The sequence below is a fragment of the Petroclostridium sp. X23 genome (assembly GCF_030013905.1).
Taxonomy (GTDB): domain Bacteria; phylum Bacillota; class Clostridia; order SK-Y3; family SK-Y3; genus X23.
Genome location: NZ_CP124862.1, coordinates 4463979 through 4490973, shown reverse-complemented (window position 1 = coordinate 4490973; position 26995 = coordinate 4463979). Strand labels below are relative to the sequence as shown.

Genomic DNA, 26995 nt, shown 5'->3' with positions numbered 1-26995 from the left:
AAGACATAAAACTAAGTTAAAAAAGCTCAGCCTTATGTCCTAACCCATTTACAGATTAATTAGTATGCTGACTGGCTAGACCTGTGCGTTATAGTATACATCGAATGTACAGGTTGCACCACTTGTTTCATAGAATAAGCGCGTATACTGCAAGAATCTTTGTGCTACAAGTGCAGCTTTATTTCCTGATGTTACAGCTACTGTACCGCTTGGATCATCTGCAAAATAGCTGTCAGTGGTTGTCGGGCTAATTTGTAATTGAACGGTTAGTGTATTCGATCCCGTATTATAGACATAGAAGGAATACATACTTTGCTCTCCGGTATTTTGTTCAAATATACCTGCTGAGTCGGTAACTCCCTCTATTGTAGTAGTGCTTTCAGTAAACAGACGCGAAGCCATCTTTATGCTATCTGTCGCTGCTGACAACGCTCTGATATCAAGATCTTCAGCAGTTACTGTTACCACCGTGTTCCAGATGGTAATACTGTCTGTTGTTCCCGTGATCGGTCTGATATCCAAATCTTCGGCTGTGACCGTTACCACCGTATTCCAGATGGTGATACTGTCTGTTGTTCCCGTGATCGGTCTGATATCCAAGTCCTCAGCTGTTACTGTTACCACAGAGTTCCAGATGGTGATGCTGTCTGTTGTTCCGGTAATCGGTCTGATATCCAAGTCTTCGGCTGTGACCGTTACCACGGTATTCCAGAGAGTAATACTGTCTGTTGTTCCCGTGATCGGTCTGATATCCAAGTCCTCAGCTGTTACTGTTACCACAGAATTCCAGATGGTGATACTGTCTGTTGTTCCCGTGATCGGTCTGATATCTAAGTTCTCAGCAGTAATTGTAACCGTTCCAAGATCCAACCTACCACTATCATCTGTAAGAATAGGTACAGTATTACCATTACCGTCCACACCGCTTATCTGGGTCTTAAGTTGATCGGCAGTTCCATTAAATACTATATTATTTGGCATTATTATTCACCTCCTTTCGGGGTGCAATAATCATTATCTGATATATTTTATGTAACTCGAGTCATATTTGTGATGATTTTCTATATCGTTTCACAAAAAAAGATGCTATAAAATCTATAACATCGTTTTTCATACTTTCCATATATGAAATAGTGCTACTGCTGTGCCTGATACCATATCTTTACTCTTGATAATTGGCTACTATCAGTATTTTTTACCGCTAAACGAGTATATTTTGAAAATACTGCGGGAATTGCATGCAGCATTTCACCTGGCTTTATATTGATCGCTACACCACCATAATCATTTGAATAATTAATTCCATCCGGGCTGATTTGGATTTTAGCAGTTACCGTATACATCCCTTCGTTCTTTATAAAAAAAGTAACCATTTTGGTTTTTGATGTATCTTTAGTCAGCGAATAACTATAAGAAGAATCCGTATCCATCTCCTCTACTGTTTCAATAAATTGTGTTGAAATTACTTTGCATTCACATTTGCATCTGAATATATATTTTATTTCTACAAGCGGCGCATATGATTTATGTAAATCAGTTAGCACCTTCGCATAGGTCGCATTTTTACTTTCGCGATTTTTTAAGATTAGTCCATAATTAACATGCGTTTCATCATACCATGCTTTGACAATAGAAGTGATATCAAAAGTATACTCACCACATGCTCCTATGTCTTCAGTGCTTCCTGATACAGACCCATCAAATGCAGGCTGATTATTCCATGTTACACTATCTATCAACCAATCATTTGACAATAGGTATGGAGTTACTAGATTTGACTGGCCTATTCCGCTAGCGGCAATATATATTTTAAGACTGGCCTGAACGATTGTTACATCATCCGGAATCGTCGTTATTGGAACTTTAAAAAGTATTCTATAAATATGGCTTGTATCAAATCTTCCTAAGCACATCGCAGCAACGTTACTGATATTTTTATCCGTATTATTTAAGTTTACCTGTGCAAGACCTAGTTGAGGTTTAATAGTGAGCGACTCCATCATGCATCACCTCCCTTTTTTATCATGTTGGTGTTCAGCAAAGCTGAACCCCTTGATTCAACTTGATTTTATCAACTGGAAACAATTTTCTTCACCTCACAGCCCTCAAACCTGCTAAAATAGAGAATATTTTAGAAAGGGGCTGATGTCATTGCTTCCACCAAACCAGAGTCACCTGGCTTATAAACTTAATTTATTTCTATCTGTCAGTGAGACTGACAGCATTGCTAAGATAATATCAAAGATTGATCTATCTCGTGTTTATGACTTCTGTTTACATTTTTATTCACAAAATCCTGCAGGACGTATTGCACTTTATCGCCCTCAAGATGCTTTAAGGTCTTTACTTGTGATGTACCTTGCTGGCTTTACATCCATTAATAAATGGGTCAAAGAACTTAGGGATACACCAAGATATGCTTATCTATCAGGTTTCTCTCCTGACAAGACGCCCTCTAAGGCTTATTTCTCTTGGTTTATCTCTAATCTTTTCGGCGATGAAAACGTTGAAGATGTCATGCTTCAAGGTTCTCTAATCCGTAAAATATTTGAATTGTTATTTGTCAAAGAATCTATCGAATTAGGAATCATTGATCCCCATGATAAAGTAATCTTTGACGGCTGCAAGGTAAAATCTTTTTGCAAACAAAAGTATGTTCCTGAAAAATATTGTAGATGCTATGCCAGTAATATAAAACCCTTTAAATGCTCTATGTGTACTGACTCCGAAGCCACAAAAGGTTATGATCATAATCTTGATGAATATCTAATGGGATACGGTCTGCATTTTGCAACAACTCCTATGATAGATAATCCATCTAAATGCCTACCACTAACATTCTTCGTCGAAGGTGCTGATGTCCACGATGTTAGAATGACACCACATCTAATAATGCATCTTTATCACAACTTGAAAGTTGACTTTCATTATGTCATTGCTGATTCGGGATACGACGCTTATTATGTTTACTGGTGGATTAGTTTACTAGGCGGTAAGCCTATTATTGCAATTAATCCAAGAAATTCTCAAACTCCAACACCTACTAATGAGTTTGGTTTGCCTGTTTGTGCTGCTGGTCATACATTTTACTATTGGGGTATTGATAAGAAAAAAAGACGACTAAAATGGCGGTGTCCAAGAAAAGCTTCTAAAAAATTGGCTGAAAAACTAAAGTGTGATCATCCATGTTGTGATTCTGGCTATGGCAAGACAGTCTATACTCACATTGAAGATGATATTCGTTGGTTTACCCAAGTTCCCAGAGGCTCACAACTCTGGAAAGACATCTATTCAAGAAGAGCACGTATAGAATCCGTTATTGGAGATATTGTACTCAACAACGGTCTTAAATCTCCATTATTTAGGGGTACCAAGAACTTCTTCGTGAGAACTGCCTTAGTTTGCATGCTCCAACATGCAAAAGCCATAGCCATAACCCTTGAGAATAAAGAATACCATAAGACTGCTGCATAAACTACAGGAAAAATATTCTTACTATTCTCTTGCATAGGGAATCTCCGACCATTTTTAGATACCAAATTATTCCTATCATCCATTCTTTAAATTTTCAAAGTACACATGAACATAGTTTATTGCTATAACCTAAAACTTTAACATTCTATACCATTTTGTTGTTATTTACTGAACATCTACTTATCATATAAGCCGATCTAATTTATGAATAGGTATGCTTCATTACCATAATATTGAACTAAAGATGTAAATATCCCTATTCAAATATTTTGTCTTTATATCTATTAGAAATTTTTGGTTAACAATTAATAATCTGCTTAATATATATACTATTAAACTTATAGAAGGATGTTGATTAAACATACTAAATATAATGACACAAAATAAAAAAAGTCGAAGGCATTCTCCTAATACCTTCGACTTTTTATCTCTTCCATCTAACTAAGGAATGACGAAATAATAATTTTTATCAAAAAATCTCTCGCTTGAAAATCGGGTATTATTATTCCGTCATTCCTAAATACTATTTTCCTATAAACATTTGCACATAAATTTTTCCGTATTTCGGACTATCTACAATACCAATACCTATATAATTGTAACTTGTATTAAGTATGTTCTTTCTATGTCCTTCAGAATTCATCAAAGCAGTATGTGCTTTTTCAACCGTACTATTTCCTGCAAGGTTTTCCCCGGCCGATTTATAACTGATTCCAAATTGTTTCAGCATATCAAACGGCGATCCGTAAGTAGGTGATTGGTGCGAGAAATAACCTTTATTTACCATATCCTGCGCTTTAAGCTCTGCTACCTTCAGCACTTCCATATCCATTTTTAAAGGCTGTGCTCCCACTTTTGCTCTTTCGGCATTGATCAATTCAAGCATTTTCTGCGCTTCCGGATCTATCTGTCCGGTAGTATCTCCTGTACCGGGAGCGGGTGTCTCCGGTGCCGGTTGTGGTGTCGGTTGTGGTGCCGGCTGGCTGGTCGGAGGATAATAAGGTTGTAAGTACTTACCTGAAGCGACGCCTACCACGTCATTATTAAGATGTATAATATACCAATCTCCAAGCTTGCCTATACAATCTACGATTTGATTTTTGTAAACAACACCTACTTTAGTAAAATACGTTGCAGGCCCGGATCTCACATTCAGCCCGGCTGCGGTAACCTTTAGCTGTGCCGGGATATTGGTTCTGCTGAATGGTGTTTTTGCAATTGCTGCTATGGTAGGCGATGCACTGCCTACAAATATGGCGCACAGCAATGTTAGAATCACTAAACATGTTAGTGCTCTTTTCATTCCAAATCACTCCTTAACATATATTGTTAACTCATCATTAGTTTGAACAAAATTTAACTTTTTATTATTTTTTTTATTGCTAAATTATTGAAGAATCCAACAACGTAAATTAAACAGTGATTAAAAAATAAAAAAAGAAGCCCTCATGTAGGCTTCTTAAATGAATATCAATATTAAATTTAATATGCTTTTCCCCAGTAGACCATGTGTTTCGCAGGTTTTCCGCAGCATACGCAGTGTTCTGAAATCTGTTCTTGCTCAAACGGGATGCATCGTGCTGTTGCACTTGTTTCTTCCTTGATTTTATCCTCACATGCTCTATCGCCGCACCACATTGCTTTGACGAATCCTGTTTTTTCCTGCAATATGGATTTGAATTCTTCCATATTGGCAGCAATATAGGTTTTTTCATCTCTCATTGTTCTTGCTTTCTCCAATAAGTCCTTCTGCATTTGCTCTAATAACTGCAATAGTTTTTCTTCAATCTCATCCAACGATACAAAGATTTTCTCTCTTGTATCTCTTCTCACTAAAACAGCTTGATTCTTTTCAATATCTTTAGGTCCTATTTCAAGCCGAACAGGTACACCCTTCATTTCATATTCACTGAACTTCCAACCCGGCATTTTATCACTATCATCAATTTTTACTCTTGCCACTTTTGCCAGTCTATCCTTCAGTTCGTAGGCTTTTTCTTTCACACCTTCTTTATGTGCGGCAATGGGGATAATAACTAATTGAGTAGGCGCAATTACCGGAGGAAGTACTAATCCGCTGTCATCTCCATGTACCATAATTACAGCTCCTATCAACCGTGTGGTCATTCCCCAGGAAGTTTGATGAACATATTGAAGCTGATTATTCTGATCCGTATATTGGATCTCAAAAGCTTTTGCGAATCCGTCTCCAAAATTATGAGAAGTCCCGCTCTGCAATGCTTTCCCGTCATGCATCAAACTTTCAATCGTATAAGTAGCTTTTGCGCCGGCGAACTTTTCTTTTTCCGTTTTTTGACCTTTCACCACGGGAATAGCTAAAGCATTTTCGCAAAAATCCGCATATACATTCAACATTTTAATGGTTTCTTCCTGCGCTTCTTCAGCCGTGGCATGAGCCGTGTGACCTTCCTGCCATAAAAATTCCAATGTTCTTAAAAAAGGACGCGTGGTCTTTTCCCAACGCACAACTGAACACCATTGATTATATAATTTCGGAAGATCTCTGTATGAGTGTATGATATTCGCGTAATGATCGCAGAATAATGTCTCGGAGGTTGGACGTACACAGAGTTTTTCTGCCAACTCCTCACTTCCTCCATGGGTCACCCAAGCAACTTCAGGCGCAAAACCCTCAACATGATCCTTTTCTTTTTGAAGCAGACTCTCAGGAATAAACATAGGCATATATACATTCTCATGCCCTGTCTCCTTAAATTTATTATCGAGAATTCTTTGAATATTTTCCCATATTGCATATCCATAAGGACGAATAATCATACATCCTCGAACGGTTGAATAGTCTACTAGGTCTGCTTTTTTTACAATATCCGTATACCACTGCGCAAAATCTTCTTCCATTGACGTAATCGCTTCCACCAGTTTCTTTTCCTTCGCCATCATACCATCCCTTTCATAAATTCATAAATTGATCATTAAAAAACCTCGCATCCCAAAAAAGGGACCGAGGTTAACGGTGGTACCACCCTGATTGACACAATAATATGTATCCTCTCAAACCTATAACGGCAGGATACCGCTGCAGCCTACTCATCATTTCGGTGCAGTACTCCGGGGCGGGTTCAAAATGCTCTTATGGAAATCTTTCAGCAGTGATTCCCTCTCTGTAATAAGATCATACTTTTACTATTCCCCATCATAGTAATTTTTTTATAAAGACATTTTCCTCTATTAAATATAAAATAAAAGCCATAAGCTGTCAAGGGGTTAATTTAGGGTGAAGATTCTAGTGTGCCCCATAACCGCCCTCTAGTCTTTTGGAACATAAAAGGGATTGAGTCATAAATAATTATGTTCTCAATCCCTCTACTCTTGAAGTTTAATTTGACTTAATCCTTAAAGTTAGTTATTACACCCTTAGAATAACTCTAATCTTATTTTTGCTTTTCTACGACCTTGTATACTTATTAATACAATAGCTTGTAAATCAAGTATAATACTCTCGCTGCCTCAGCACGCGTCAGGTTGTCTTGCGGTCTTAACTTGCCGTTACTTCCCTGAATTATACCTGCTGCTACTAATTCTGCCACACTGTCTTTAGCATAAGCGGCAACACCTTCTGCATCTGCATAAGTTGATAAATCCGCTTTCTTAGTCAGCGTCTTTCCGGATATAGAAAGTGCCCGGTCCATTAAAACCATCATATCCTGTCTGGTAATTTGCCCTTTAGGATTAAATTGATTTTGCCCTGTTCCAGTTGCAAGCCCTAATGCTTTTGCCGTGTTCACCGCTTGATAATAATAATCAGAAAGTGCAATATCATTAAATCCTGCCTCTGATTTTGCGGTCTTATTAAGTACACCCACCAGAAGCTTTGTAAAATCTGCCCTTATAATTTTGGCATCGGGTGAATAAGTCTTTTCAGATGTACCGTTGATGATTCCTCTTACTGCAAGTGCTTCTATCTCTTTCTTTGCCCAAGATCCTTGGATATCATCAAAACTCTTTACTGCATAAGCTACACCATATTGACTGAAATGAGTAACTGAAAATGTCACCGTTCCTGTAGCTGCATCATATCTTCCGCTTGGAACTGCATGCAGCTCTCCTTTTCCATCAACATAGTAAACTATAATATTATCGGGACTTTTCAATTCTTCTGCAGTTGGCGTGTATGGAATAGATATGGAAACTGGTGCCTCTTCATTACTCCATTCTATACGATTGCCATCCAATGCGATATTTATTTCAATGACGGGATGATTGCCTATGGTCTCTTTAACCTCTGCGGGTAATTGAGACACATCTACGCCGGACACATTGATTTCAACGTTTTTTGCATTCCCGAGCTGGTCTTTCGGAATCATATTGACCGGAAGCCTAACCGCTGCGGTAGGCATATTTATCTTAATCAGCTTATCTTTTTCTCCGGCACTAAATATCTGTGCAGGAATTTCAGTAGAAAATTCCTTCGCGTTACCGGACGATTTAACATCTATTTCAATGGTTTTCATACCGTTCTCGTCGCTTTTTGCCTGCGCAAATGCCTTATTTATGGCAGCATTATCAAGCTTAACGGTTGCTTTTCCATTGCTGATTTGGGGCGTTGCTGAAATTGTCCCATTGACAGGCTGCGTTTGAGTTGTTACGGCTGTGCCAGAACTATGACCCGACCCACCGGTAGGTTCTTCCTCTTCTTGTTCCTCTCCCGAGTTTTTGCGTTGTACAGTAACTTCAGAATTAGGATTGAAAGGGGTTTCCGCCGCGTCATGCGCACTAACATAGGTTGTAATACTTGCTTCTTCCATCGTAATGGATACAGCTGCGCTGCCGGTATATTGAAAATGTACTGTACAAATATCTATATTTCCGCTGAATTTGTTTTCAGATGTGTAAAAACCAAAGTAATGGATTCCGTTTTTCTTATAGATCTGTACTTTATTAAGGGTTTTATCTTCTATTGTATCACTATACTCAATAGATTTTATTTCTAATCCATCTTCTAGCCCAAGCCCGAAAAGTGCACCATTAAACAGTTCATCTTTTTCCAATAATATATCCACCGAAAATTCATTTGAATTGGCATCTAATGTAATACTGTTTGTTGAGAATTCAACCTTTGATAATGCTTCTGCTGCTGCACATGTACTGAAACAAAAACTTAACAATAATATTACTGCTAAAATTGCTTTCCTCACAATAAAATCACCTCATTTTATACTTTGAACAAACAATGAAATATAGCAATACAGGAAAGAGCCAAATACTCTTCCCTGTATTTGCTTAAACTTAATGTTAACGTAAAATATTTGCAATAATAATCGAGAAATCTGTGATATTAACCACACCGTCAAAGTTTACATCGGCACGTTCAGCATCGCCACTCCAGTTTTGGTCGTTTGAATCTGCCATAAAGTATTCCAATGCTTTGGAAAGGTCGCTGCTGCCTAACTTTCCATCCTTTATGATATCGCAGATTATTTTATATGCTCTGACGGTAACGGCTGCTTCTGCTGCATCGATATTTGATGTAATTTCTTCATTAACTCCGGCTGATGCGGTTATTGGTTTTTCAATGCGCAAAACAGCTTGTGTTACCCCACTCTGCAAATCTGCAAGTTCAAAAGTTAATTTCAGTACATCCTCATATTGGGCAGCAGAAACCGGCGTTACGGATCCCGCTACTATTCTTACCTTATTATCCTCTACCGCTGCATCAATCACCGTACCTTCCGATGCAGGCCATTCCGCCTTTTTAAATGTCATAATACTGCTATCAAAGCTGAAAGTAACATCCAGCGTATTTAAGCTCTCTACATCAGTAATGGCAAAATAGTATTCTATTTCATTAGTATCTTCCTTTATTACCAATTGGTTTTTGGTATGAACCTTAACGCTGGGTGCCGGTTGAGGTTGAGTTTGATCTTCCCCGTCCTTGTAAACGACATGAAGGGTTGGTGCCTGTTCCTGTCCGCCGCCCTCATAGGATTCAGCGCATCTTGCACCGGTTCCGCTTAATATAAAGCTGAGTGCATTTCCTGCATTCCATCCATCCTTGTCTACAATTTCCTGTACTAGAGATGCAAGGTTCGGCGTTCTTTGGTCTTCGCCGGCCGCTTGCACTTCTGTCCACTTGGGAATACCTGACCAGGTTACAGCAGTCTGCGTTCTGGTGCGTGAAGAAACTGTGAAGTTTTCATTTGCAAAACCGGCTGAGTTTGCAGTGTCTTCCGCTTGGATAGTAATATTAAACGGATCTTTATTCTTCTTGTCAGAAACTTCGTCTACCGTAAACTGGATATATGCATTAACAATTTCTGATCCTTTCGGAATGGAAAGATCGGCAAACCGAATTCCTATCAATTGATTTGAATCTTCGTCTACGATTTCCAGATCCGAACTGTCGTAATCCAATGAACCGTCCGCACGTTCTTCCATATCGTCCATGCTGTTTTGGATGCGTGCCATGATATAGTTGCTTTCTAATTCATATACTACATGAAGGGTCGGTGCTTCTGCTGCTCCACCTCCCTCATAAGACTCAGCGGATCTTGTACCGGTACCGCTAAAGATGAAGCTAATTGCATTTCCTTCATTCCATCCTTCCATATCTACAACTTCCTGTACCAAAGCCGCAAGATTAGGTGTTCTCTGGTCTTCGCCTGCTACTTGAGCCTGTGTCCACATGGGAATATCTTTCCAGTTCACAACACTAGTTGTGTTGGTGCGGGAAGAGATATTATATGCGGTATTTGTGAAAACAGGTGAATTAGGCACCGCTTCCGCGTGGATATTTACATTAAACGGATCAGCGCTCTTGTCCGGTTCGTCCACTGTAAACTGGATATACGCGTCAATGATTTTTGCTCCTTTTGGAATGGAAAGATTAGCAAATCTGGTTCCGATCAACTGATTGGCTTTCTCTGTTACGATTTCCAGATCAGAACTTCCATCGTCCATTTCTCCTGTTGAGACATTTTCTTCATAGTCATCGGATCCGTCGGTGATTTGAGCCATAATATAGTGATCTTCCGATTGTCCTTCTACCTGTATAGCAACCTTGTCGCTAATCACTGTTTTACCGTTTAGATTCACTTCAGCCCAAACTTTTACAGGCATATTCGCGATCGGTGCATTTGCAAGTGTAACGGTTCCGCCCTGAGTGATGGAAAGTACATCTGCAACATCTGTTTTATATGTAACGGTTGCAGATGATAAGTCCATATCAGCATAAAACTCATCTTGTCCGGCTATCTCAAGCTGAATGCTTCCATCGGCTGCTAATTCTTCCCCGTCAGCTGTCAATGTAACCTGTGATAATTGCGGTTCAGGCTGATAACCGCCAACAATACCGAATGGCTGTGTGAAACTGATTCCACCGTCACCCTTCAGCTGTGCACGGATATAAGTGCTGATCTCTTGTTCATGGTCGTTCAAGTCAATGGTATTTCCGGCAGCTATAATCTCTCCATCTGCAATCCATTCGATGGTTGTATAGTTTTCACCTTCAATTGCAATACTGTTTTCTTGTTGATCAACTACTATATTAGTGATTTTAGGCGTAGGTCCATTGGCTGTAAAATCAGAACCAAGTTCCCTTTTTGCAACTTTTGCAACTGCATAGAATGTACCATTTTCCATAGAATTTCGTACATTTTCCAATGTATTTTCAGGCATGAGCATTATGTTATAGCTAAATCCGGTATTGGCCAAAGCATGGGTATCATCATTGGAGAATCCCCATACCGGACGTTCCGGCATTGTTTGTTTTAAAATATTATCCCACAATATTCTGTCACTATAGGAATCTCCATCCTTTTTGTTGATGATTTCCATCCCTACGCATGAGGAATATTTCCTGAACAGGTTTACATACTTTGCAACATTATGAAGATCATTGGATGCAGCTTTACCGTCCGCACCATCATTAGCTGTACTGCTGCCGCCGGTGTATCTGCCTGGGTGGTTGATATGGGAAATACCGCCTAATGTTTCACATTGGGCGATATTGCCTTCTAACGTTGCACCGGATTCGTTATTGAAATTTGCCCAAAATGTATTAACATGGTCAGATCTAGACTGTTCATCAGAATAAGGAATCCCTATCATGCCTCTGCCGTTCCTGTCGGTACCTGCATTCATTTGTGCAGCACGTTCGGAAGTAAGGTAAGTCCTTTCCGGTCTATCGCTTCTATCCCACGTGGTACTGACGAAGTTATGATCGGTCATAGCTAAAATATCATAGCCTTTTGAATAATGTTCTTCAATCATGTCAGCTGGTTCATCAGCCCCGTCACTTTCTACAGAATGTGCATGAAAATCTGCTTTATACTGCCCAAAAGTTGACCAATTTACTGTTTCATACGGATTATTTATTTCATAATCTGTTGTATAGGTGGAATCTTTTATCAATGAATGCGTATCGGTCATTTCCATTGTATCGGTTCTATAGGTAGAAATAGTAAGACTATCTTCTGTTACACTGATATGTGAGAAAGTCGGGACTCTCAGCTGTTCTCTGACAGCAGCATATTCTTCGGGAATTGACTTTAGCGTATAATACTTGCTGCCAGAACCAGAGTTAGCTGTAATATAGAGTATACCCATAGGGTTGATGGCTGAACCGTTCTCATCCATAGGCTGATCTAGGATAGGTTGGTCACCCTTCATTTGATGAGATCTTGTATAGCAGTGATCATGACCCATTAAAACCACATCTATTCCCAGTTCATCAAATACTGGAAAAAGTGCTGCTCTTCTACTGACTATTGAACTTTCTGCTGAATGGCTTGCAGAACTATAAATTGAATGATGGAATACAACCATTTTCCACTTTGCGTTTGGATTTGCAGCAACAGCAGCCTCCATAAATGCCGCATGGGATGCTCCGCTGGTATTATTGGAATTCAGTCCTATGAACAGCGTGTCGCCATAAGTATAATAGTAGTCGCCACCGGCACTTGTAATGCCGTATTCTGTTGATTCATTAGGATTATTAAAATGATATGTATAATTTGCAGCATTATCATGATTTCCCTGTACCGATGCAACCGGCAGGCTTCTTAACTCTTCCGGCGCAAAAAATCCGTCATATTCTGTTTCATCAGTGGCGGTATTTACCTGGTCTCCTGCAGATACTAAAAAACTCACTTCAGGAAACGTATTAACTGCTTTTCCCATCGTATCTTCCCAACCGGCCGTATCGGCGGTCACATTGCTGGAACCGATCTGCGGGTCACCTACAAATAAAAAGCTGTATTCATCTGTTTTCCTGCTAGTATAATTATAAACCGGGCTCCAATTGACGCCGTCACCTAAACGATAGACATATTGGGTAGATTCTTCAATACCCGTTACGATGACTTTGTTTGAAGAAAACCCTGTTACCCCATCGGATACGGCACCGTTAAACGTATCTGCGATGCTTTCCGGAAATTCCGTACCGGACATATCCGCTTTTTTTGCAATTTGCACGACACAATTTGCAGAACCGCTTTCGCTGTACCATGCAAAATTCAACTCGGAAGCATTTTTCCCAGGTGTGAGCACGATACCGGAAATAGCATAAACACTCTGTGTCACTGCCGAACCTCCACCGCTTCCTTCAGATTGCAGCTCCAGACTCCCCTCACCTGCATCAGCTGTATTTTCCCCGCCATAGACAAATTCAGCAACTGTTGTTGGCACTTCGGTGCTTGCTTGGCTTTCACTTGCAGTTACTGTGACGAATCCTGATAACATCATTGCTATTGCCGTTACCATTGACAGGATTCGAATAGATAGCTTTCCTGACGTCAGTTTTCTAAGCATTTGTCAACCTCCATAAGTTTATTAATTGCCTCCATTTATACTTTTCTTCTTGGATATATATAAATTCCCATTTGAGGCTTCCATTACTTTATAATTAATTAATATAAAGTCCATATTAATTATCAGTTAATTCTATGTAAACTAATAAAGACGATGTAATAATATGAAAGATTCACTAATTACTTTAAATAAACATTATGATTTTAACCTTAATTTAACATGATTGTGCTAGTCTGATTACGTCATGATATATATACTGAAAGTTATGTTATTCTGTTTAAAAGGAGACTGGTTATGTTAAACTCTAAAACATTAAGAGCTGTTCTTTGGACAATCACACTAATATCGTTCTCGCTTTTCTTATATTTTTTTAACAAAGGTACACACATTTCATTTAATAAGCAGGGCGGGATTTCTTATGTACGATATGAAAAGGCAAAAGTATTGAGGGTAGTCAGCGAATCTTCCGAAAAAGATGAAGCCATCAACGGATTATACCGTGGCTTCCAGCAATTAGAGGTGCAAATTCTTACAGGAGAACACAAAGGGGAACTCCACATAATTAAAAACTATTTAAGCAATCTCTTAAACGTTTATGGCAAAGCAGGACAGAATATTATTGTTTGTGTAGATACGGCCAATCCGGAAAAATATTTGGTATCTGTATACAATTATGATAGATCTCCCGTTTTATATATATTTATTCTTCTATTTTTAGCTGCTTTGTGGGGTATTGGAGGAAAGAAAGGATTTAAATCTATGGTGGGTCTCTTATTTACTTTTATTTGTATTATTTTTTTATTTATCCCCATGCTCTACAGAGGGTATTCACCAATATTTGCATCGGTGCTCATCGTAATTATTACAACCTGTATCACATTACTCACGCTTAACGGGTGGAGTTTCAAAACCTTGTCAGCTGTATTAGGCACTACATTAGGAGTTGTAATTGCCGGTACCGCTTCCAGTATAGCCGGCCATTTCGCCCATATTACCGGGTTTCAAACTGAAGAAGTAGAAACATTAATCGTCATTGCCAGGGATCATGGTATGCAAGTTGGAGGGCTGTTATTTGCAGGAATTCTCATCGCTTCCCTTGGCGCCATCATGGACGTAGCTATGTCTATTGCCTCTTCGGTACAGGAGGTATATATTGCAAATCACAACCTTAGCAAAAATGCGTTGTTTATGTCAGGTATCAATGTTGGCCGCGACATGATGGGAACCATGGCCAATACTCTTCTGCTTGCCTTCACAGGCACTTCACTTAATTCACTGATACTGATTTACTCTTATAACGTACCTTATAATGAATTAATCAATATGAATATGTTAGGCATAGAAATTATTCAAGGATTATCCGGAAGTACTGCTGTCATCCTCACTGTTCCCATTATTGCTTTTATTTCATCACGGCTTATCCCTATGCGGAGAGTTGAAAATAGTTATAGGGTGTCTGCAACAAAAAAGCATAACAAAGCAAATCACTTGTAAAAAACTAATATTATGATTATCGCAAAGATACTATGCCAACAGATTTTACTCTTTTTTATATTCAGGGGTGCAGGAGAAAATCTCATAACATTCTTATTTGAAGATAAAGTATATATTCTCAAGATCTCCTTTATGAAATTGCCGTAAAAATACCTTTTTTGTCTCCAAGATAAGCTTTCCATTATTAATCACCTTGTTATCTATCTCCTCCTATAGGAATCCTAGATATGCTGAATGGTTGGTAATACTTCTTATATATTGACCATTATTTTTACCATTTTAAATGTTTATCTGCTCTTTATACCATCCCCTGTCACTCCACCCCTTGTCACGTGTCTGTCTTTTTATTTATCAATCATGATCTTAATATTTACATTGAAATTAGGCAGTAAAAAATTATCAATCTCATCAATAGAAATTTCAACAGGTATTACTGTTTCCCCATTTTCATTTATCGCCATACTCGATATTCTGGTAACCGTTCCATGATATTCTTTGTCCGAGTCTGCCAACGGGATTATACTCGTTTTATTTCCCACTTTTATATCTTTTATAAAGTCTTCAGCCACATTGGCTTGCACAATCAATGTATTGGTATCCAAAATACTCATTATTTGTTTTTCATCATTTAATCGGTCACCTGCAGAAATATTAATCTTCTCAATAGTCCCGTTTTCGATATCACATACAATCTTGTTTCCTTGAATTCCGCTTTCTTTAATCTTATCCTTTAGTGTTTCAAGCCCATAATCCAAAGACGCAATATTTTGCCTTTTGATGGTTATATCCAATGTGTCTTTTGTATTTGCAATCATCTTCTGTTTTTTTAAATCTTCCAGTTTTATCTCCTCATTTTCCACTTCTTTTTGTTTTTGCATAACTGTTATTTTAAAAGTGTCATAATCATTTTGAGTAATCGCGCCTTCTTTTAATAAAGATTCTTGTTTAGCCAAATCCTTTTTCAATTTTTCATGCTCTGTCCGTCCTGTTTCCAAATTATTTCTCGCTAGCATGATATCAGGATTGTATTCTATATTTCTATCGGCTTCATCGTTTACGTCTTCCAGAAGCTTTTGAAGCTCCAATTGAGCGATTTTCAAAGAATCTTCTTTTTCTTTTATTTGCTCTTGTATTTCCTTTAAGCTAAGGGTGATTAGCGTATCCCCTTTTTTTACCTTTTGGCCTTCCTGTACATGAACTTTTTCAACCGCAGCAGGCAAATCAATCATAATGCCTTTAATTTGCTTTGTCTTAATGATACCGAATGCCTGCACGGTTTGCTGCACCGGTTCTTCTGCTTGGTCTTGATCAGACTGTGTATTCACAATGCCGGTTTGAGATTTTTTTGTGCAACTTACAGTTGACATCATTATGCCTAATAAGCAAACAATTATAAATAGTTTCTTCAACATTCACACATCCTTCCGTCTCGCACGTTTATTATCCTTGTTCCATATTTCGCGGCTTCATTTGAATGGGTAACCTGTATGATGGTCTTGTCTTTCTCTGTATTAATCTTTTTAAACAATTCCATTATTTCCGTGCCTGTTTTACTATCCAAATTCCCAATAGGCTCATCCGCCAAAATAATATCCGGCTCGTTTACCAATGCTCTTGCAATTGCAACTCTTTGTTGTTGACCGCCTGACAATTCCCTTGGAGTATGCTTTCTTCTATCTGAAAGGCCTACAAGCTCCAAAATTTCTTCCAATCTATTTCCATACTGCTTCAGCTTTTTTCCATCTAACAATATAGGCAACATTATATTTTCTTCTACATTTAGATTAGGAACCAAGTTATAAAATTGGAACACAAATCCTATATCTCTCCTGCGCATCGTGCTTTCTTCTTTGTCCTTCATTACCGACAATTCTTTGCCATTCAGCTTTACACTTCCCGAAGTAGGTTTATCCAAGCCTCCCAGCAAATACAGCAAAGTACTTTTCCCCGATCCTGACGGCCCCATAATAGAAGCAAACTCTCCCCTTTTAATAACGAGTGTGATATTTTTCAGTACTTCCACATTTATTTCACCCAATTTATATGTCTTACATAAATCATGCGCCTCAATAATATTTTCCATATGACCACCTCTATTCATATTTGATAGATTCTATTATATTAAGCTTGGACGACTTTAAAGCAGGTCCGACAGATGCGACAATGGTAATAATAATTCCTGCAAGCAAGGAACCGAGCAGCGTAAGCCATGAGATTTGAATAAAACCATTCATGTTTCCTCCTAGTGCCTCCATCAGTTTGCATACTCCCCAAATTAATAGTAATCCGGTAATAATCCCCACTGTTCCTCCAATTAAACCACCGGTAAGCGCCTCTATAAAAACCATTTTAAGCGTTTGCGCTTTATTCATTCCAACAGAGCGCAAGATAGCTAATGACCGCTTCCGGTCAATAAAACTGATAATCAAATTGTTAAAAACACCAAATATCCCTATAATCATTGTCATAATACCAAAACCTTTAAAAATATTCAGTATCCTGCTGTTTCCTTCCATATTTTCTTTTATCCTTTGTTTCAGCGTTCTGACCCATGGGTTTCGTCGCTTGAATTTCTCCTGGATCTCTTTTGCTACATACTCAGGGTCTTTATTGGTCTTTATATATATATCACTGTAGCTTTTCAATGACATATCGCTTTTTAAATACCGCTCATCAACAAACGCATAACTGCCGTCATACCGATCCGAATCAAAAAAGCCCACTACCATATAAGGAAATACACCTCTATCAGTTTTTAACTTCAAGTGATCCCCTATGGCAATTTGATGCTCTTCTTTAAAAAGGTTGGAAACGATGATATTTCTTCCTTCCTCTAACTCTTCAAGCAATCTTTCAGGCTTGTCATCGGTATTTAAAAGCATATAGTCCAATGTTTTGTTTTTATTTGTGCCTTGGATACAGGTAATTTGTGTATCTTTACCGACAACCTCGGTACTCCATTTCTGATATATACCGAATGTATCTTTCACACCGTCAATAGCAATCAATCTGCTTTCTGTAGAGCGGTCCATAGGCCATACCCAGATATTAATATCATATTTGTAGTCCTTGTAATAGTTCACTAGCTCTTGAGCCATACTTTCACTCATAATATTAATCATTAACAATACCGCAATAGAAATGCCCAGCAGAACAATATTGTTTAAAATATTTTTATTATCTCTAAGGTTCTGAGCAGCTAAGATTCCTTCATTGCCGAAAACCCCTGAGTATATCCTTTTAAATACTGCTAGAAATCCATTTGTAATATGGGGTACAAGCAGTACCACAGCAGGTATCAGTAAGAACATGCATATCATGTCTACAGCAACTGCCATATCTTTGGGTACGAAAAACGGGCCTGCGATTCCTAAAACAAAAAAGCAGATACCCAACACCGTTTTCCATCTTTTCTTTTTTACTTTTTTCTCCATCGTATTAAGCACAATATCTTTTACCGGCATTTTTGAGACTTTTCGGATAGGAAGAATTGAACTGATAAGTGCAAGTGCAACACCGATACCGAACGCCATTAACAATTGCTCGGTCGTAAAGTATCCCTGTGCTTTGATATTTGACATCCATGAAGGCATAATCTGCTTTATCATGAGCTGCAAAATACCTATTCCTAAAATATCACCAAGCACACCTCCTATAATGCCATACACCAAGCTTTCAACCATCAAAACCCTATTGGTTATTTTCTTGGTTGCGCCAATGCTTCGAAAGGTTCCGATTACCGGAAGACGTTCAGCCATAATCACTTTAAAAGAAGTATAAATGATAAACATACTTAAAATCACAACAAATGCAACCATCACAAGAAAAACTGCGGAAATTTCCTGTGTCTGGCTTTTTATCATTGCTTTTGAGATCGTATCCCTAACGCTGTACATGGGATATGCCTGTGAAAGTTCCTGTACCATCATATCTTGAGCAGCAGAGTCCTCCAGCCCTACATATAATACGGATACCTTCCCTCTTACACCATAAAATCCTGCCAAAGTTTCCCGGGGTATCACAATATATGTACTTTCTCCATCCTCTGTAAATGGGCCGACAGGTTGCGACACAGCAGAAACGATGAACCATCGTTTGGTACCGTTCATGTTAATTCCCATTGGATCGCCTGGTTTTAAATGATATTTTTCAGCCATTCCTTTTCCGATAATCGCTTTATTTCCTTTAAACGGCTCTAAATTGAACTGCTGCTCCAGTATAATCGGGTTCATTTTTCCCATATCTTCCAGTTCTATTCCCTGTATATCTACCTGAACCGTTTCGTTCTCTGCTTTATACTCCCCGCTTCCTGTCATCATTCCAACAATATATTTCACATGGCTGCCATAGGAGTCCAACAAAGAAACAGGAATAAAGCCTGTTCTTGACTGCTCCCCTGCGCTTACCATGATATCCGCACTGCCGAAATATTTTTTCATTTGTTCCATGATCATCTTTTCTACCGTCGTAGAAATTGCTGTAGATGCAAAAAACAGAGCTGAAGACAGGATAATAGAAATTACTATTAAAAATGTTCTAAGCTTCTTTTCTTTAATATTGCGAAGCGTAAATTTTACAATAATAGACACTTATTCACCCCCTAATCATTTCCACAACCAATAAGATTGACGTGTAGGCTTCCAAAAAAGTTTCAAATATTACAATTTTTTTTCATTTTTTTCACAACCTTTTCATATATGAGTTAATTTCATAATTTCTAATCCTTGAAAACACAAGGTTAGAAAAAAGCATAAAAAATAGTTTACCCCAATCCGATAAATAATTCGTCCAAACAATCCACAGAAAGGAGTAAACGTTGTACGAATTATGAATCGGCAAACAACATTATTTACTTTAGAGCAAATTATAGAAATTCAACCATTAACAAAATTACAAGCTGTTTTAACATTTATTGATTATTCAATTATGCTTGAAACTTTTAAAATTGATGTCAGCAAACGTGGTCCTAAAGGATTTGCGTATACCAGCTTGCTCAATGCTTTACTTGCAATGCAAATAGATCAAATACCTACTATTAAAGCATTAGTTAAAAGGTTGAAAACAGACCCCGTTTTAAGAGTAACCTGCGGGTTTGATACTATTGGCAAAACGCCTAGTGCTTCAACTTTCTCTAGGTTTATAGAAAAGCTCTCTAAAACCGATGTACTTGAAAAAACTTTTCAGAGAATGGTTCGTAGAGCCAAAACCTTGGGACTTATTAATGGTTCCCATGTCTCAATAGATGCATCGAAAATTGATGCCTTTGAGCATGCTGTACCAAAATCAAAAATACCAGAAAACAATCCAGAGTTTCCTCACTGGGGTGCCAAGCAAGATACCAATGGCAATATGATAAAATGGTTTGGTTGGAAGATGCATGCTGTAGTAGATACAACAAGCGGAATCCCATTAGGGTACATCATAACCCCTGCAAATGTTGCAGATATGGTAATGGCAATACCACTAATGAATAAGCTTAAGGCAGATTATGAAGACTTATTCAAACCATCTTACTACATTATGGATACAGGCTATGATATACCATCTATCTATCAACATGCTGTATCATTTGGTGCTCAAGCTATTATGCCAATTAACTGGAGAAATACGAAAACTCCACCTGAAGGCATTAACTGGGAAGGTCAACTTGTTTGCACCATGAATTATCCGTATGTGAATGGTGGAAATGATAATGGAACCATTCGGTTATTATGTCCCCACGCTTGCGGAAAAGCCAATTGTCCTATGGGTTCAAGTTGGTGTACGAGTACAAAATCAGGATACATTGGCAAAGTTAAAATTAAGGATAATCCACGGTTTATATCTTATCCATTACGAGGAACAGAAGCATGGGACAATCTATATGATGAAAGAACATCCGTTGAACGCTTTTTTGGTGATGGAAAAGAAAACTATGCTTTAAACAATCTGCGTGTAGCAGGGCTAAAAAAAGCAAAAGTATTCATGGATTTAGCCTGCATTGCAATTATTGCTACAAGAATTACAAAAGCAGAACAATCAAAAAATATTGCAGCTTAGTATTTTAATTATCAAGGAACAGGAGATGATATTTCTTAATTTCAAAACTATATAGTTGTGGATAACTATCTATTGTAAGGATAGTCTAACCTTTTTTTGCACAATTTCAAAAATATCAGTAGGAATTATCCACATTCTTGATTTTTGAATTATGAAATATCCTCACATATGTAACGCATTAAAGTTTTTACATTGGTAAACGGTTTGTGGTGGTGTATGTGTCCTTCAGAGACGCGCCCAAACTCACTTCGTTCAAACAGTGGACGGTCTCTTACGGAAACATACACCACTCCAAACCTATCGTTACTGTAATTTCTTTAATGCGTTATATATAGAAGGATGTTGTAGCAAAAATTATCATTCCCATTATTAAGGACACCACCGACGAGATATATTTTGACAAAATGATATGCAAGTGACAGGGGACGGTTCTGTATCACCTTTTAAAATTGATCATTAAAAAACCTCGCATCCCAAAATAGGGACTGAGGTTAATAGTGGTACCATCCTGATTGACACAATAATATGTATCTTCTCAAACTTATAACGGCAGGATACTGCTGCTGCCTATTTATCACTTCGGTGCAGTTCTCCAAGGCGGGTTCAAAACGCTCTTATGGAAATCTTTCAGCAGTGATTCCCTCTCTGTAATAAGATCATACTTTTACTATTCCTCATCATTGTAATGCTCTATATTTATACATTTTATTAAATAATAAAATAAAAGAGTTATACTGCCAAGGGATTTAATTCGTTATAGATAAGCTATATATAACGAATTAAAGTTTTTACATTGGCAAACGGTTTCAAGGTGGTGTATGTGTCCTTCAGAGACGGGCCCAAACTCACTTCGTTCAAACAGTGGACGGTCTCTTACGGAAACACACACCACCCCAAACCTACCGTTACTGCAATTTCTTTAATGTGCTATATATAGCATAACAGATTAAACTAACGCTAAAACAATCCCCCGAACTTCAGGATCAACGGGCCGAAAACAAGGGACACAATGGTCATAAGCTTAATCAATATGTTGATGGATGGGCCTGCCGTATCTTTAAAAGGATCTCCTACCGTATCGCCTACTACAGCCGCCTTATGGGCATCACTGCCTTTATGGCTGTGTTTCCCTTCTTCAATATATTTTTTAGCATTATCCCAGGCACCCCCTGCGTTTGCCATCATAATGGCCAGCAGTACTCCGGTCACAAGGGCTCCGGCCAACAGTCCGCCTAATGCTTCCGCTCCCAGTATGAAGCCTGCGGCTAACGGTGCCGCTACGGCTAACAGTCCCGGCAGCAGCATTTCTTTTAATGCAGCTTTGGTACTGATGTCTACGCATTTGGTGTACTCGGGTTTTGCTTTTCCTTCCAATATTCCGTCAATCTCTCTAAACTGCCTTCTTACTTCTTCACACATCTGAAATGCCGCTTTTCCGACAGACTCCATGGTCATTGCGGAAAATAGAAACGGCAGCATTCCGCCCAACAGCAATCCGATGACTACCAGCGGATTCATGATGTCAATTTTCTGTAAACCCACAGCTTGGGAATAAGAAGCAAATAAAGCCAATGCCGTTAATGCCGCAGAACCGATGGCAAATCCTTTTCCTATGGCGGCTGTGGTATTCCCTACCGAATCCAGTTTGTCGGTAATCTTACGTACCTCTTTTGGCAGCTCCGACATTTCGGCTATACCGCCGGCATTATCGGCAATAGGTCCGTATGCGTCCACCGCCACCGTAATCCCTGCCGTGGAAAGCATGCCTACCGCTGCCAGGGCGATGCCGTATAACCCCATAAATTTAAATGCGACCAGAATCCCTGCCGAGATTAATAATAACGGCCACATTGTCGAATACATACCTACTGCCAGTCCGCTGATAATGGTGGTAGCGGCTCCGGTATCCGATTGTTTTGCGATCTTTATGACATGCTTGTAGTCTCCCGAGGTATATATCTCAGTAACCTTTCCGATCCCTATTCCTGTCACCAATCCCGAGGCGATTGCCCAAAACGCATTTAAGTCACCAAATATATGCCTGCTTAATAAAAAAGCAATCACAATCAATACAGCCCCGCTTATATATGTCCCTCTTTCTAACGCTTTTGCCGGATTAGCACTTTTGCTTCCCTGAACCAACAATATTCCGATGATGGAAGCTGCAACTCCTCCCGAAGCCATGAGAAGGGGAAATATCACCCCATTTACAGGATCGATTTGGGGAATGGCTACGGCCAGCGTCATGGCGGATATAATGGAACCTACATAAGATTCGAATAAATCCGCTCCCATCCCTGCTACATCCCCTACGTTATCCCCTACATTATCGGCGATGACAGCCGGGTTTCTCGGATCATCTTCAGGAATATTAGCTTCTATTTTCCCTACCAGATCGGCGCCTACATCCGCCGCTTTGGTATAAATACCGCCGCCGACACGCCCGAAAAGCGCAATGGACGATGCACCCAATCCAAATCCCGTAATCATCTGAATCTGTTCTTGCCCAAGAAAGATATAAAGAATGCCTATGCCTAATACGCCTAATCCCGCTACCGACATTCCCATGACCGCTCCGCCTTTAAAAGCAACTCCGAGGGCCTTATTCATCCCTCCCTGCCGGGCCGCGTTTGCTGTTCTGACATTGGCTTTGGTGGCTACTTTCATACCAAAGAAACCTGCCAGCGCAGAGAAAAAAGCTCCCAATAAGAAACAGTGCGCAGTAATCCAGCCTATTCCCAAGCCTAAGATAACATACAAAATACCGGTAAAAATGATCAGCGTTTTATATTGCCTTGATAAAAACGCCATGGCTCCTTGTTGAATGTACGTGGATATTTCTTTCATTCTTTCTGTACCGATATCCAGCTTATTAATGGTTATCGAAAGGAAATAAGCAAACAACAATGCTGTGATCCCCAGCATCGGAGCAGTAACATAATAATAGTTCATTAATAATCCCCCTGTATAATTGATATATTGAAAATATAATAAAGGATTGAAAACTATATTACTAAACCATTTTCTCAGGCCTAACAAGTTTATCGAAATCTTCTTCACTTAAGATATTTAGTTTTCTGGCAGCCTGCTTCAAAGAAATACCTTCCGCAAAAGCTTTTTTAGCAATTTGCGCGGCTTTATCATATCCGATATGTGGATTGAGACTTGTTACAAGCATTAAGGAGTGTTCTAAATAATATTGCATCTGGTTGCGATCAGGTTTGATGCCACAAACACAATGATCATTAAAGGACTTGATACTATCAGAAAGTAATCGTACAGATTGTAGAAAATTGTAAATACATACAGGCATAAACACATTTAATTCAAAATTGCCTTGAGAAGCTGCCATTCCGACGGCCACGTCGTTAGCTATTACCTGCACTGCTACCATCGTTATAGCTTCGCACTGAGTTGGATTAACTTTACCAGGCATAATTGAACTCCCTGGCTCATTCTCGGGAATGCTAATTTCTCCTAATCCGCACCGAGGACCACTTGCCAACCAGCGCACATCGTTTGCAATCTTCATTAGATTCGCAGCTAATGCTTTGAGTGCCCCATGAGCAAATACCAGGTCATCCTTGCTGGTTAGCGCATGAAATTTATTAGGGTTAGTTTCAAAATTTCTTCCTGAATTCAAGGATATTGCTTCTGCTACAACTTTATCAAAATTTCCAGGAGCATTCAACCCTGTTCCTACCGCTGTACCACCTAGCGCAAGCTTTCGTAATCCTATGAGTGACATATTAATCACCCTTAGAGAATTTTCCAACATACCACGCCAACCGCTGATTTCTTGAGAGAATTTGATAGGCGTCGCATCTTGGAGGTGGGTCCTACCAACTTTAATAATATCACTACTTTCACTTTCCAACACCTCAAGTGTTTGAATCATACTTTTAATATTACAAATAAGCTTATCCTCAATTTCAGTAACTGCTGCAATATGCATTGCAGTAGGAAACGTATCATTTGAACTCTGCGACATATTGACATGGTCATTTGAATGCAGTAATTTCTCCCCAGCAAGAGTATTTCCGCGATTTGCTATAACTTCATTGACATTCATATTCGTTTGCGTACCACTTCCCGTTTGCCAAACAGAAAGGGGAAAATTGTCGTTCAACTTACCGGCTAAAATCTCATCACATACCTGCTGAATAAGTTCTGTTTTCCTAATATCCAATTTTCCAAGCTGATGATTTGCCATAGCTGCAGATTTTTTCAATATTGCAAATGCATAAATGATTTCTATCGGAATCTTCTCGGTGCCAATGGCAAAATTATTAAAGCTTCGTTGAGTTTGCGCCCCCCAGCATCTGTTATTAGGTACCATTACTTCTCCCATCGTATCATATTCAATACGCATATCCATAAAAATCTCCTCCTTTAACAAGGTTGATATCTGCTTCTAATAAGAATGATATCAAAAACAATCATAAAGATAAAATATTATTTATCTATATTTCAATAGATTTTAGTTATTAAAACCAGGCGTGCTACGGTATAATTAACTTATCAAGCAACATGTTTTCAGCAGTAATCTTCCGTATATACGAGGATTCTATAAAAACTTTATAGTTTTTCAATGACATATCGCTTTTAAATAAACGCTCAACTGTTCAGAAATCACACAAGGGGACAGGGCCGCAGTCAGGCCAAAAATCAAGCCTGCCAGCAGACCAGTCCCCTTGTGTGGTTTCTTCTGCTCAAAAAATTCCGTCCCTTGTCACTTGTTTCTTCCTAGATAATGGTGCAAACTGCGTGGGCAGCAATCCCTTCACCTGCTCCGACAAACCCTAGTCCTTCCGTTGTAGTCGCCTTTATATTGACTTGGTCAACGGCAATGTCTAAATGATCCGCAATGTTATCCCTCATTGTCTGTATGTGAGGTGCCATTTTAGGGCGCTGCACAATAATGGTTGCATCTATATTATTCACTTTATAGCCTTTTGCATCCAGTACCTTTTTTACTTCCCTCAAAAGCAGTATGCTTGATATTCCTTTGTATTTATCATCTGTATCCGGAAAATGCTTTCCAATATCCCCCAAAGCCGCTGCCCCTAATAATGCATCCATAATAGCATGGAGAAGTACATCGGCATCCGAATGCCCTAATAAGCCTTTTTCATAAGGAATTTCCACACCACCTATAATAAGTGCTCTATCTTCAACCAATCTGTGTACATCATATCCATGTCCGATTCTCATTCAAAATCCTCCTCGTCCGGCACTCTTCCATCTATAATTGCTTCTGCCAAAAATATGTCTTCGGGAGTAGTAATCTTAATATTTTCATAACTTCCCTCCACCATCTTTACCCTCTTCCCCGTTTGTTCCACCAGCATGCAATCATCAGTTGCCTGAATATTTTCTTCAATTGCCCTTTGATATGCCTCCATCAGCAGTTCTTTCCTAAATACCTGTGGTGTCTGAACCGCCCAAAGTTTGCTTCTATCCAGCGTATTTACGATATTATTATTATCATCGACCAGCTTAATTGTATCTTTTACTCTTACACCCACCGCAGCAGCACCATTTTCTATTGCTGCTTCTACTGCTTCCTCAATATGTTCAGGTAGAATCAAAGGCCTTGCGCCATCATGGACAGCTACGATAGTAGCTTCGGTACTTATTTCTTTAAGTCCGTTATATACCGAATCCTGTCTTTCCCCACCGCCGACGATAATTTTTGATACTTTGTTGAGTTCCGATATATCTACGATTTCTTTACACAGCATGATATCTTCTTGACGGGTAACAATGATGATCTCGTCTATCACACTACAATCATCAAAGGCTTCTAAAGTGTATGCAAGTACCGGTTTATCCAAGATGTCAATAAATTGCTTGTTCTTTGCAGATTGCATACGCGTTCCTTTACCCGCGGCAACAATGATGGCAGAGCAAAACTCTCCCTTTCTTTTTATTTGCGCTTCCTTGAATATATTTTTTATCTTTTTTAACACACTATCCCTCCAGCAAAAGCAATTTAATCATGATTCACTCCGTTTAATATTTAGTCTGCCACACCTAACGACACTAAAATTATTTTACATTAAAACATAGCAAAAGCCAACCTAAGGTTAGTTGAATTTTTATGCTTTTATCAAATAAATCTTCATTTTAAATTTTACTTGGACACCAGATTTTATGGTATAATTAACTTATTGAGCGATGTGTTTTTAGAAGTTAT

General features: G+C 38.8%; 16 protein-coding genes and 1 other annotated feature. Of the genes, 3 read left to right on the top strand and 13 right to left on the bottom strand.

Annotated elements, in window-relative coordinates; translation table 11 throughout:
• Window positions 1–75 precede the first annotated feature (75 nt).
• Window positions 76–981: a DUF6385 domain-containing protein gene (locus tag QKW49_RS20970; RefSeq protein WP_282864590.1), complete on the bottom strand. Its 906-nt coding sequence runs from the start codon at window positions 979–981 to the stop codon at window positions 76–78.
• A gap of 155 nt (window positions 982–1136) precedes the next feature.
• A complete protein-coding gene (locus tag QKW49_RS20965; RefSeq protein WP_282864589.1) occupies window positions 1137–2003 on the bottom strand; it encodes a DUF6385 domain-containing protein in 867 nt (288 codons plus the stop codon).
• 142 nt (window positions 2004–2145) lie between these two features.
• Between QKW49_RS20965 and QKW49_RS20960 the strand changes: the two genes are divergently transcribed.
• Window positions 2146–3474 (top strand): transposase, encoded by a 1329-nt coding sequence (locus QKW49_RS20960; RefSeq protein WP_282863714.1) that lies wholly within the window; start codon window positions 2146–2148, stop codon window positions 3472–3474.
• A 523-nt stretch (window positions 3475–3997) separates the two neighbouring features.
• On the opposite strand, the gene QKW49_RS20955 is transcribed toward QKW49_RS20960, so the two are convergent.
• The 4 genes from QKW49_RS20955 to QKW49_RS20940 form a co-directional block, all read right to left on the bottom strand.
• On the bottom strand, window positions 3998–4777 hold the full coding sequence (locus QKW49_RS20955) for a CAP domain-containing protein (protein ID WP_282864588.1): 780 nt from the start codon (window positions 4775–4777) through the stop codon (window positions 3998–4000).
• Between the two features lie 179 nt (window positions 4778–4956).
• Window positions 4957–6393 (bottom strand): proline--tRNA ligase, encoded by a 1437-nt coding sequence (gene proS, locus QKW49_RS20950; protein WP_282868204.1) that lies wholly within the window; start codon window positions 6391–6393, stop codon window positions 4957–4959.
• 56 nt (window positions 6394–6449) lie between these two features.
• Window positions 6450–6662 (bottom strand) — a binding site (T-box leader).
• A gap of 258 nt (window positions 6663–6920) precedes the next feature.
• Window positions 6921–8651, bottom strand: a complete 1731-nt coding sequence (locus QKW49_RS20945; RefSeq protein WP_282864587.1) for an S-layer homology domain-containing protein — start codon at window positions 8649–8651, stop codon at window positions 6921–6923.
• Between the two features lie 97 nt (window positions 8652–8748).
• Window positions 8749–13263 (bottom strand): metallophosphoesterase, encoded by a 4515-nt coding sequence (locus tag QKW49_RS20940; RefSeq protein WP_282864586.1) that lies wholly within the window; start codon window positions 13261–13263, stop codon window positions 8749–8751.
• A 294-nt stretch (window positions 13264–13557) separates the two neighbouring features.
• Between QKW49_RS20940 and QKW49_RS20935 the strand changes: the two genes are divergently transcribed.
• Window positions 13558–14757 carry a YibE/F family protein gene (locus QKW49_RS20935; RefSeq protein ID WP_282864585.1) on the top strand — a complete coding sequence of 400 codons (1200 nt, stop codon included), beginning with the start codon at window positions 13558–13560 and terminating at the stop codon, window positions 14755–14757.
• 344 nt (window positions 14758–15101) lie between these two features.
• Here QKW49_RS20935 and QKW49_RS20930 read toward each other — a convergent pair whose 3' ends face one another.
• Genes QKW49_RS20930 through QKW49_RS20920 form a run of 3 tightly spaced genes read right to left on the bottom strand, consistent with a single transcriptional unit; the run spans window position 15102 to window position 19346 of the window.
• Window positions 15102–16169, bottom strand: coding sequence for an HlyD family efflux transporter periplasmic adaptor subunit (locus tag QKW49_RS20930; protein ID WP_282864584.1), 1068 nt, complete (start codon window positions 16167–16169; stop codon window positions 15102–15104).
• A complete protein-coding gene (locus QKW49_RS20925) occupies window positions 16163–16840 on the bottom strand; it encodes an ABC transporter ATP-binding protein (protein ID WP_282864583.1) in 678 nt (225 codons plus the stop codon). Before QKW49_RS20925 ends, QKW49_RS20930 begins: the two co-directional genes overlap by 7 nt.
• A 10-nt stretch (window positions 16841–16850) precedes the next feature.
• On the bottom strand, window positions 16851–19346 hold the full coding sequence (locus QKW49_RS20920; protein WP_282864582.1) for an FtsX-like permease family protein: 2496 nt from the start codon (window positions 19344–19346) through the stop codon (window positions 16851–16853).
• Between the two features lie 238 nt (window positions 19347–19584).
• Here QKW49_RS20920 and QKW49_RS20915 point away from each other — a divergent pair, with 238 nt between their 5' ends.
• Window positions 19585–20796 (top strand): transposase, encoded by a 1212-nt coding sequence (locus QKW49_RS20915; protein ID WP_282863267.1) that lies wholly within the window; start codon window positions 19585–19587, stop codon window positions 20794–20796.
• A 957-nt stretch (window positions 20797–21753) separates the two neighbouring features.
• Here the strand turns inward: QKW49_RS20915 and QKW49_RS20910 are convergent.
• The 4 genes from QKW49_RS20910 to ispD all read right to left on the bottom strand — a co-directional run bounded on the left by QKW49_RS20910 (window position 21754) and on the right by ispD (window position 26768).
• The gene (locus tag QKW49_RS20910) at window positions 21754–23748 is read right to left on the bottom strand and encodes a sodium-translocating pyrophosphatase (RefSeq protein ID WP_282864581.1); all 1995 of its coding nucleotides are present in this window, start codon (window positions 23746–23748) and stop codon (window positions 21754–21756) included.
• A gap of 61 nt (window positions 23749–23809) precedes the next feature.
• Window positions 23810–25174, bottom strand: coding sequence for a class II fumarate hydratase (gene fumC, locus QKW49_RS20905; protein WP_282864580.1), 1365 nt, complete (start codon window positions 25172–25174; stop codon window positions 23810–23812).
• Window positions 25175–25542: 368 nt separating this feature from the next.
• On the bottom strand, window positions 25543–26010 hold the full coding sequence (ispF, locus tag QKW49_RS20900; RefSeq protein ID WP_282864579.1) for a 2-C-methyl-D-erythritol 2,4-cyclodiphosphate synthase: 468 nt from the start codon (window positions 26008–26010) through the stop codon (window positions 25543–25545).
• The gene (gene ispD, locus QKW49_RS20895) at window positions 26007–26768 is read right to left on the bottom strand and encodes a 2-C-methyl-D-erythritol 4-phosphate cytidylyltransferase (protein ID WP_282864577.1); all 762 of its coding nucleotides are present in this window, start codon (window positions 26766–26768) and stop codon (window positions 26007–26009) included. Before ispD ends, ispF begins: the two co-directional genes overlap by 4 nt.
• Window positions 26769–26995: the final 227 nt, after the last annotated feature.

Bases quoted from the DNA above. Each gene is read 5' to 3' on its own strand.
- QKW49_RS20970 (WP_282864590.1), bottom strand. From the start codon at position 981: ATGCCAAATAATATAGTATTTAATGGAACTGCCGATCAACTTAAGACC.
- QKW49_RS20965 (WP_282864589.1), bottom strand. From the start codon at position 2,003: ATGATGGAGTCGCTCACTATTAAACCTCAACTAGGTCTTGCACAGGTA.
- QKW49_RS20960 (WP_282863714.1), top strand. From the start codon at position 2,146: ATGTCATTGCTTCCACCAAACCAGAGTCACCTGGCTTATAAACTTAAT.
- QKW49_RS20955 (WP_282864588.1), bottom strand. From the start codon at position 4,777: ATGAAAAGAGCACTAACATGTTTAGTGATTCTAACATTGCTGTGCGCC.
- proS (WP_282868204.1), bottom strand. From the start codon at position 6,393: ATGGCGAAGGAAAAGAAACTGGTGGAAGCGATTACGTCAATGGAAGAA.
- QKW49_RS20940 (WP_282864586.1), bottom strand. From the start codon at position 13,263: ATGCTTAGAAAACTGACGTCAGGAAAGCTATCTATTCGAATCCTGTCA.
- QKW49_RS20935 (WP_282864585.1), top strand. From the start codon at position 13,558: ATGTTAAACTCTAAAACATTAAGAGCTGTTCTTTGGACAATCACACTA.
- QKW49_RS20930 (WP_282864584.1), bottom strand. From the start codon at position 16,169: ATGTTGAAGAAACTATTTATAATTGTTTGCTTATTAGGCATAATGATG.
- QKW49_RS20925 (WP_282864583.1), bottom strand. From the start codon at position 16,840: ATGGAAAATATTATTGAGGCGCATGATTTATGTAAGACATATAAATTG.
- QKW49_RS20915 (WP_282863267.1), top strand. From the start codon at position 19,585: ATGAATCGGCAAACAACATTATTTACTTTAGAGCAAATTATAGAAATT.
- QKW49_RS20910 (WP_282864581.1), bottom strand. From the start codon at position 23,748: ATGAACTATTATTATGTTACTGCTCCGATGCTGGGGATCACAGCATTG.
- fumC (WP_282864580.1), bottom strand. From the start codon at position 25,174: ATGGATATGCGTATTGAATATGATACGATGGGAGAAGTAATGGTACCT.
- ispF (WP_282864579.1), bottom strand. From the start codon at position 26,010: ATGAGAATCGGACATGGATATGATGTACACAGATTGGTTGAAGATAGA.